The organism is Hyalangium sp., from assembly GCF_035629615.1.
In the GTDB taxonomy this organism is placed as follows: domain Bacteria; phylum Myxococcota; class Myxococcia; order Myxococcales; family Myxococcaceae; genus Hyalangium.
This window is the reverse complement of record NZ_DASPHO010000441.1, coordinates 19,878-28,730: the sequence shown is the minus strand read 5'-3', so window position 1 is coordinate 28,730 and position 8,853 is coordinate 19,878. Positions and strand designations below refer to the sequence as shown.

At 60.9% G+C, this 8,853-nt stretch carries 6 protein-coding genes and 1 pseudogene; 4 read left to right on the top strand and 3 right to left on the bottom strand.

Going from position 1 to position 8,853, the window contains the following annotated elements; genetic code table 11:
• The first annotated feature begins 304 nt into the window (after window positions 1–304).
• The 4 genes from VD972_RS22670 (at window position 305) to VD972_RS22655 (ending at window position 5,303) form a co-directional block, all read left to right on the top strand.
• Complete coding sequence (locus tag VD972_RS22670; protein WP_324990296.1) at window positions 305–895, top strand: transposase; 591 nt, start codon at window positions 305–307, stop codon at window positions 893–895.
• Between the two features lie 969 nt (window positions 896–1,864).
• Window positions 1,865–2,809, top strand: a complete 945-nt coding sequence (locus VD972_RS22665) for a hypothetical protein (RefSeq protein ID WP_324990293.1) — start codon at window positions 1,865–1,867, stop codon at window positions 2,807–2,809.
• 116 nt (window positions 2,810–2,925) lie between these two features.
• Entirely contained in the window at window positions 2,926–3,369 is a 444-nt protein-coding gene (locus tag VD972_RS22660; protein ID WP_324990292.1) for a hypothetical protein, read from the top strand.
• Window positions 3,366–5,303 (top strand): hypothetical protein, encoded by a 1,938-nt coding sequence (locus VD972_RS22655; protein WP_324990290.1) that lies wholly within the window; start codon window positions 3,366–3,368, stop codon window positions 5,301–5,303. Before VD972_RS22660 ends, VD972_RS22655 begins: the two co-directional genes overlap by 4 nt.
• An 895-nt stretch (window positions 5,304–6,198) precedes the next feature.
• On the opposite strand, the gene VD972_RS45515 is transcribed toward VD972_RS22655, so the two are convergent.
• The 3 genes and pseudogenes from VD972_RS45515 to VD972_RS45510 all read right to left on the bottom strand — a co-directional run.
• Complete coding sequence (locus tag VD972_RS45515) at window positions 6,199–7,257, bottom strand: S1 family peptidase (protein ID WP_414654100.1); 1,059 nt, start codon at window positions 7,255–7,257, stop codon at window positions 6,199–6,201.
• Window positions 7,258–7,563: 306 nt separating this feature from the next.
• A complete protein-coding gene (locus VD972_RS22650; RefSeq protein WP_324990288.1) occupies window positions 7,564–8,100 on the bottom strand; it encodes an IS66 family transposase in 537 nt (178 codons plus the stop codon).
• Window positions 8,101–8,153: 53 nt separating this feature from the next.
• A pseudogene (locus VD972_RS45510) lies at window positions 8,154–8,624 on the bottom strand (endonuclease/exonuclease/phosphatase family protein); the annotation flags it as partial.
• Between the last annotated feature and the right edge of the window lie 229 nt (window positions 8,625–8,853).

Genomic DNA, 8,853 nt, shown 5'->3' with positions numbered 1-8,853 from the left:
GAAATCTGCACGTCCGGTTCGATGAGCGGCGTGGAGGAAACGGACCGTGGGCAAGACTCGGCGAGAGGGCGAGCGAAAGCGGACCCTCGCAGCAGGCGCCGACGAGCCCGAGCGGCACCGCGCCTCCCGTCGACTCTACCCTACCGGCAGTGGACGCTGTCCTTTCCGCATCGGGTGCGGTGGGTGCTGCTCAAGGACGTGGGGCTCCTCTCGGACGTCCTCACCCTCTTCCTGCGCGCGGGGGCACGCCCAGCAGCGCCGGAGGGCACGGCGGCATGGCCTACGGGGTGGGCCGGTTGTTGCCGTGTCATTCATCCAGTTCTTCGGCTCCGCCTTGCAGGTGACTCCTCATTTCCACTCGCTGGTACCGGACGGCGTCTTCGTGCCGCGGGAGGGCGGCGTGCGCTTCGAGCCGTTGCCTCCGCCCACGCAAGCAGAAGTGGAGCGACTGCTGCGGGTGGTGCGGCACCGGGTGCTGCGCCTGCTGGAGAAAAGAGGGGCCCTGCCCGCGCAAGGGCCCGAGGACGCGCTGCAGACATACCAGGCGCACTGCCTGCAGCAGCGGCTGCGCTGGACGGAGGTGGATGTGCGGCTCCCTCCCCGAAAACAGCCCCGGTGCGCCTTCCTGGAGGGATTCTCCCTGCACGCCAATACGCTCCTGCATGCGAACGACAGACAGGGGTTGGAGCGGCTATGCCGCTACGGAGCACGCGGTGCGCTGGCACTGGAGCGTTTGTCACGAGCGGAGGATGGCCGCATCGCCTACCGCATGAAGCGCCCGCTGCCGGACGGCACGACGCATCTGCTCTTCACCGGGCTTACGCTGCTCCGCCAGCTGGCCAGCCTGGTGCCTTGGAAGCGATCTCCCGCAACCGCGGGCCAGCGATCCGCGTGAGTGCGGCTCGTCTGATGAGGTAACGCCTCGAACTGACAAGGACTCGAGGCGTCGCAGTGGCCCGGGCGATCTCACTCGCCGCGATCGAAATCCCGCGCTTCCCGCAGATCGTCTCGTGCGCCAGGAGAAGCCTGGGTGAGGAGGAAGCCATGTAGGAAAAGAGCGGAAACCTCACGAAGGAACCTTGCGGGCGAAAAGCCCGCCCGGGAAAGGCTGGCCCCCACCCGGAAGCGAGTCTTGCGTGGTGCAGGGGCAACCCTGGCTGCGAAGCGTAGACAGCGAGTGTGCAGGCCGTGGGATTGAGCCTCGAAAGCTTCCTTGTGGGAGCCGACGCCTTGAAACGAGCGGAAGGCAGCAGCGACGCGCTGAAGGCAGCACGGGCCGGCACGTCGCTCCCACCGGGGTCGAAGAGCAGGGCATGTACACAGAGGTTCTCCGAGGAACCTGGGAGGCCCGTACGACTCCACGACAAGAAGCCGGTTGGGGAAGCCGGAGAACAACCCTGGCCCGAGCGCGATGGGCGCCCGACGCGCACGGGAGCGAAAGACGGGTGGCGGTGGTACCTACTCCGCGAAGGAAACGAAGCGGGGAGGGAAGGTTGTACGGGATTCGGAGCATCCAATAGTACCGATGAAGCGGGGGAACCGGCCTCATCCGGGACCCTGTGGAGGGAAGGGGATGCCGTGACACGGAACTGCTGGAGGGACCGATGCCGGAGACATTGGGCTCCAAAGCATCTGCACGAAACTCGAGCGGATAGCGAGAAGGGTGAGGAGCGAAACCGTGACACGAAGAGCCGGATGCGTGAGTTGCGCACGTCCGGATCCGTGGGGGGCCCGGGGCCAATCAGCGCCCGGGTCTACCCGACCACTCAAGAGGCTCACTGGCCTTTTCCGCCTTCGGCTCTGCCCCGCTTGAGGGAGCTGGTCGAACCTTGACAGTCCCTGGGGGTTCCAGAAAGCTCTCGGGATGATCGACTTGCGAGTGCTGAGAGACCTGTGGACCGAAGATGGTGCTCGCGTCGTCTTTGCCCACCTCGTGAATCGCTGTGTTGCTTCTATTCACCCGCTGGCGCGTCAGGTTCGCCCAGACCCCGGCGATGAGGGAATTGATACCTTCGTTGGTGAGTTCAAAGGCGAGCTTCGCGTCTGGCAGGCTAAGTATTTCTGCGAAGGGGTTGGTGACAGCCAGCAGAAGCAAATCCGGCAATCGTGGAAGAAGTGCTCGGAGAGTCCGCATTTTACGAACCTAGTGCAGTGGACGTTATGTATACCGACAGCACTGAGTATCAAAGAAGAAGAGTGGTGGCAGAAGTGGCGAAAGCAGCAGTCCGTCAAGGCGAAGTGTCAAATCGACTTGTGGTCGGTTGATGATTTCGTGGCTTTCTCCTCCAATCCAAAGCTTGCAGTGCTCTTTGAGAAGGCTCTGCGGAGAACCTCTGACCGTGGTTCTTTAGAGCAACTGCTTGCCAGCCTGATTCCGCCAGAGCCCGCCCGGAAACTTCCCTCACACAACCACTATCAAGACGCGATCTTCGTTAGGAAGCTAGAGGCCGCAGGTGTCCAGCAGCATTTCTCCGCGCGAACCGCCTTCTACAATTTCGAGATCCTTCGTGGCAAAGTGTCTCATGGGGGGAATCCAGAGGAGATCGCCGCGCTCGAGGATCTGGAAGTCCGCTTGCACGCTTTGTGGGAGCACGCATTCAACGAACGTGCTCCCGATCACCTAGGGCCACCATTCGTGAGCGAAGTGCACAAACGCGTCAACGAGCAGGACCAGTCGAACCTGAAAACCTCCCTGAATGCCAGCCCTGTGCACAAGTGGGGAGGCGTCCATTACTGGGCCGACCAGTGCCGGGCTGGCTGGACAAACGACTTTGAATTGATCGGCCAAGACAAGGAAGAGGACTCATGAGGCGCCGTTCCCTGCTCAGTCCTGGGCACTCCGCCTCATTTCACATGGGAAGGGCCCTCTTGCTACTCGATACTTGGCGCCGCGAGGAAAAGAAGCCCATCAGCGTGGAGCGAGCGATGGCGGTGGACTTTGCCTTGCAGCAACCGCGGGCGCTGGTATCGCTCATCCCCAAACTCGCAACCGTGATTCGCGCCCATGGGCTTTACGCAGGGGATCTCGCGGATTTGTTCGCGGAGCGAAACTTCACAGCCATGCGCGAGGGGTTCCTGCAAACTGTTTCGGAGTTGATGTCGCGGGATCTTATCATCGAAGACCGGACAGGCAATGACAAGGATGTCTTGATCGATTTGACGGCAGCGGGAATCGACATAGCTGGCAGATTCACTAGTGCGTGGGCGCATGCGATGCGTGCGCTCGCGGAAGTGTTCTGCGAAGCATGGGGGCGCAGGAATGCAGGTGTCTTGCTCAGTGACATCCAAAGAGCGCTGCCTGATTTCTCAAGAGATATCGCGGCGCTCGAACTCCCGATTCGCGCCTGGAAGCAAGAGGAGGGACAATGAGCGGGCGCCTTTCATTTAGAAAACTAGTGCTTACATCGCCTAGCAGACAATACGAAGTAGAGTTTCACGATGGTGTCAATATCGTCGCCGGCCCGATCTCCACTGGCAAGAGTTCCGTGCTCGAACTTCTTGACTATGCGATGGGCGCGAGCAATCCACCGAACTATCCAGAGCTAGCAAAGTGCTCTGATTGCTTCGTTGAGTGCCAAGTGGGCGAAGTAAGATTAACGATTCGCCGCTCCCTGAAAGCCCAGTACGCAAATGCCATGATTTACTTCGGGGGCATTGAGGATACCTTCGCAGGGCGCGCCACGTTCAAAGAATTCCCCCCAAGACAGAAGCCCGGCGCCATCTCGGTGAGTTCAGAACTCATGAGCAGCCTGGGCTTGGGTGATATTAAAGTCAAAACAGCACCTACCCAAGCAGCCTCTGCGCTCTCCACACTGAGCATCAGAGACTTATTGATGCTCATGTATGCCGATCAGGATCGTATCTCGGCCAAGCGTTCTGCCTTCTTTGAGGCGGAGCCGCACAAAGCAATCAAGTGGCGTGCTGCGTTCGAATTCGTTCATGGGATCTACGACTTTGCCTTGGCAGATCTCTCTTCGCAGTTGAAAAGTGCCGAGGCCGAGCGAGACCGTGCTCGACAATTTCTGGATGGCGCACGCTCCTTTCTTGATCAAGCACGCATCCCTTCAACTGAAGAACTAGCCCAGCAAATAGAAATGCTGGACACAGAGGAGAAGGCACTTCACCAGCGTGTTCATGCACTGCGGACTCAAGCTGATGCCAAGCTGGGATCGGAACGAGAGTTGCTCAACAGGCGCACCGAACTAGAGAGCGAGCGAACGGGGCTCACCGCGCAGTTCGTGGAGATCCGCCGCAACTTGATACAGCTTGGCAGACTGCTGGTGCAGTACGAACGCGAGCGTCAGCAAGTCGAGTTCTTGGAGGAGTCGCACCGATTGGTAGGCAGTGTGCCCGTCATGCGCTGTCCCAATTGTTTCCAATCCGTTGAACGGAGTGTTCCCGCCAACGACTGCCATGTATGCATGCAGAATCTTCCTGAGCAAACCGTGGGTATTCCCGTTGAAAACAGGCTTCGGTCTCTCAAGAGCCGAATCTCTGATCTTGGTGGCTACATCAAGGATCTGGAAGCACATCAGGAGAATGTGAAGTACTCCGCGGAGGAAAAGACCAAGCAAGTTGCTGACTTGGACTCTGCTCTACGAAAAACGTCCGAGTCGGCTGTTCTGCCAACAATGCAGCCCATGTTGGAACTCAATGAAGCACTCGCCCTCGTTGCCGCCAAGAAGCGACAGGCTCAGGAGCACATCTCCTTGAGGGCTCGAGCTCGGGGTGAAGGGTCAGACTTGTTGATGCTTGAGGAGCGTGTCGAAGCGATAAAGAAGGCTCAGGCGAAGCTGGCACGCTCTGCCAAGTCTTCTCACGAAATAGTCTCGGAGTTGTCGGGTCGTTTTCAGCGCTTGCTGGTTGAGACACGATTTCCCGATCCTCGTGCGGCGGACTTGGATCCTGCGACTTATCGGCCGCGGGTGAGAGGCCAGTTGTACGGAGAACTCTCCAGCAAAGGGGCTATCTCCCTAGCAGTCACTATGTGGCATTTCGCGGTGCTGACGTATTCTCTGGAGGCTGAGTCGTTCTTTCCGAATCTATTGATGTTGGATTCGCCGCTGAGTCACGTAGGCCAGGACTCATCTGATCCGAGTTTCCGCGATCAGCTGATTGTAGATGCTTTCTTTGGCATTCTCATGAGACTGCACCAAGCGCACCGCGAACACTGCCAGATCATACTGACCAACAACCGGCCACCAGAATACTGTCGGGAACTGATTGCTGTGGAGTTTACGGGAATCGCTGGGCAAGGCCGCTATGGGCTCATTGATGACGAGGTGCCACCCGCCTCTCCTTGATTGTTGGTGGTCATCAAAAGGCGCGGAAATCTGGTCATGGTCGGTTCGGGGTCTTTGACATTGACCTGGCGCCCCTCGGGCGCCAGACGAGCAGCTCCAGCCGCCGTGCGCCCACCGAGTCACAGGGGCGCCTTGGAGGCGCCGAGCGAAGCGAGCTTGCCCTTGACGCGGCGGGCGTGCGGTGGCCCGCCAATCCCGGAAACCCGGTCGAGCGATGACCCAGTTCCTGCGCTTTCTCATGTCGGCCAACATTGATTAGGGGACGAGGATCACCCCTCCAGCGCTTCGAATCGCGATCCACAGGAACCGCGTTTTCGAAGAGGCACGATTTCGACGAGCGTTTTCGAAGAGGCACGATTTCGACGAGTGTCTGAAAAGGCCGCAAAACCGCCATGCCAGCAAGTGGCCGGAATTTGGACCCAGCGCTTCAGAGCAACTGAGCCGGCAAAGCGGATTTCGTGACGCCCGAACGGATGTCGGCTTTCGAGCGATTGCGGATATCCGGGCTAAGCCACGGACGGCTTCGAACGCCCGGTTCTTGCTGTCGTGGTCGTTCGGTACATGTTCGCCGTGCCCCGTGGTGACGGGGTGTCCGGCGTCCATGGGCCCGCAGCCGGGTGGCTCCGCTCCGCTCGCAGTGGGGACGGAGCACGCACGACTCTGATGCGGTGTCCGTCTGGTGTGCTCCACCTGCTCGGTATGCCGCTCCCTCTTCGCTTCCCCAGACGAGGCACGGCGATCAGTTACTGCGCGTCGGACAGCTCGGTTCTGTTCGCCCTGTCCCGTCTGGGCGAGGAGAGGGAGACGCCTGCCGAGCCGGTGAAGCACGCTTTGCGCACCGTCGGATCAGGGGCAAAAGCTCGCCGTGCCCGTAGAGAGAAACGACCGAGTAGGATTACTGGCAATCCTGCGGGCACTCGGCCCAATTCTCGTTGCCATCGCAGACGCCACTTGGACACGATCCATCAATGCGCGGCGTGCAGTCGCTCGTGCATGTGCCACCCATTTTCTCGTCCCAATCACAAATCTCATCACCGCAATAGCAGTCAGACGGGCAGTTCGACGTGGTCTCACTGGCCACTAGTGTGCAGACCTCATCGCCGCACGCGGTGTAGGCACAGTCGGCGAGACAGGTATAAATGTTCTCGTGATCCAGATCACACTCATAGTCTCCGCAGCGCTGATCGCATGGAAGTCCCGAGTCGCATGGCACCCTCGCATTCAAGTGGATCCACCACAAGTCGAGCGTGACTCTAGCGTACTTATTCCATGTCTCGCAGCTCGGAGCTCCGAAGCTCAGCACGCCAGCTTGCTTCAAGCCGACCCCTGGAACATGGCTATAAAACGGACCGCCGCTGTCGCCCCCACAAGCCGACGAAGGAAGATCATCCAGCCGGATGACCCATTCCTTGAAGTTGCTGATGTAGCCTGTCCCGAGGATCTTGATTCCCGACGATGGGTATCCAGACAAGTTATTCTCGCCAAACCCTGCGATCCACGCCAGCGAGCCCTCCGTTACATAGGCTGACTCCTCTGCTGGCGACACGAGCTTCGACACAGGATATGGCGCTGCCGAGGCGAGATGGATAAGAGCGGTGTCATGGTGGCTGCTGACCACAACTCCGAATAGATAGTCCATGTCGAAATCGGGGTGAATCTCGTACGAAACTGCATTGAAGAACTCGGAGGGCCATGGTGCACCGAAGCCTACCCACACATTCGAGGCTGCTGGATAGTGATCGAGACAATGCGCGGCAGTAAGGACCGTTGTCGGTGCGATAAGCGTACCAGTGCACGCTGCGCCGTCGGCTAAAACGTATACGACTTGTGGAAAGTCACCGCTATTGGCGACCCAGCCACCATATATGGCGCTCTTGCTTTGCTCTAGGTCCCTCGGGTCTGGCTCGGGATCAACTGCACACCCAGCTAGCACTAGTGCCAAGGCCACCACCATCATCGTACGCTGCGGTTCCCCCATGTCCGTCGTCATCGTCGTCTCCACTGTTGCACCGGTACCTTGAATCCGAGCGTAGCCCCATTCTACCGTAGGCGGCTCTCAAGTTCTCAGTTCAGCGCAAGGCTTCGTGGACTCGGTGTTGCGGAGGGAGCAAACGATCACGATGACGCGCCGACATTGTCCGAGCGCTTCGAGGTGGCACCTTTCGGGCCGAGCTGAAGCTGTCCGACGCGGGGTATCAGTTCGCTGTGCCCCGTGCCCGCACGGAGCAGACGAGGCCCGCGCTTGGGGTGCGAGCGGTCGTCAGTCGACGCTGTGGGGAAGGGTGACGGTGCCCGGGTTCTCGATGGAGGCGAGGGCTGCGCGCAGCAGGTAGTCGCCCGGATCCTCACCGCGCAGCCTGGCCGTCTCGATGAGCGAGTAGAAGAGAGCGGCCACCTCGGTGCCGCGCTGGGACTTGCTGCCGTAGTGGTTCTTGCGGCCCAGCACCATGTCCCGCATCTGTCGCTCGACGGGGTTGTTATCCAGCGGCACCAGAGGGTTGTGCAGGAAGACCGTCAGCCCGTTCCACAGTTCCAGCATGTACTCGAGGGCCTTGCGAAACGTGCTGTCGGGCAGCGCCTTCTGAGACAGTGCCCACGCCTTGATGCGCTCGACGAGGGGAGCTGACTGCTGCTGCCGCACGGTGAGCCGATGGGCCAGCGCGTCCTGTCGCGCCTGTCCTTCCCACGCGTGCCAGTCGGGCAGGTCCTCCTCGATGGCGTACAGCTGGCCGATGAGGTCCAACACCTGCTGGCAGCAAGGCTCGAATTTGAGCGCCTGCACGAATTTGCGCCGCACACGACCCACAGGGCATCCGGGTCCCGCCGGACCAGCTCCTCGAGCAGCTCGGCCGCCTCCTGCATCCCCTGGTGCTGCTCCACGGGCCTGTCCGGCCGGTCCCAGCGCAGGTGCGTGCACGCTACGCGCAGCCGGTCCCCTCCGGCGTCGAAGTCCACGACCAGCGCCAGGTGCCCGGAGATGCGCCCGTCCTCCAACCGGTCCCTGAAGTAATGGGCCCGGTGGCTCAGGCACCGCTCCAGGCGGTGGAACACTGCGCAGCCATCGGGCCGGCCCTGCTGCTTCAGGGCCAGCACGCCCGCGTACCCGCGCGGCTCCAGCACCCTGCGGAGCGCGGCGAAGCTGTCGGGCTCTACCTCCTGCAGGCAGACGATGTCCGCGTCCAGCCCTGCGATCCGGCGGGCCAGCGCCTCCTGGCGCCTCTGCGGCCGGAGGACGTCCGCGGGCGTGTGCGGGAACCACTCGGGCTTGACGTAGGCGTCCGCCAGAATGTTGTACGAGGCAATTCGCAGATCCACCGTCATCGGTAGGTCCTCCCGGTCTGCCGGCTAACACTACTGCGTTAGGGCCCCGAGGCGCGAAGCGGGAGGCCTGGATGGTTGCGCGAGGAACGAAGAGAGTTGGAGCGGTGACAGGTGGGGCAGCGAGGCAGCCAGGAGGCAATCTGCCGAGCCATGGCGAGCCGAGCGGAAATGAAGCTGTCGGGAAGTGGCGCTCAGGCCTGGAGCGGCTGCGCGTAGGCTTCAGCCGCGC

What these genes read in the sequence shown, in the direction of transcription:
- VD972_RS22665 (WP_324990293.1), top strand. Translation starts at nt 1,865, where the DNA reads ATGATCGACTTGCGAGTGCTGAGAGACCTGTGGACCGAAGATGGTGCT.
- VD972_RS22660 (WP_324990292.1), top strand. Translation starts at nt 2,926, where the DNA reads ATGGCGGTGGACTTTGCCTTGCAGCAACCGCGGGCGCTGGTATCGCTC.
- VD972_RS22655 (WP_324990290.1), top strand. Translation starts at nt 3,366, where the DNA reads ATGAGCGGGCGCCTTTCATTTAGAAAACTAGTGCTTACATCGCCTAGC.
- VD972_RS45515 (WP_414654100.1), bottom strand. Translation starts at nt 7,257, where the DNA reads ATGGTGGTGGCCTTGGCACTAGTGCTAGCTGGGTGTGCAGTTGATCCC.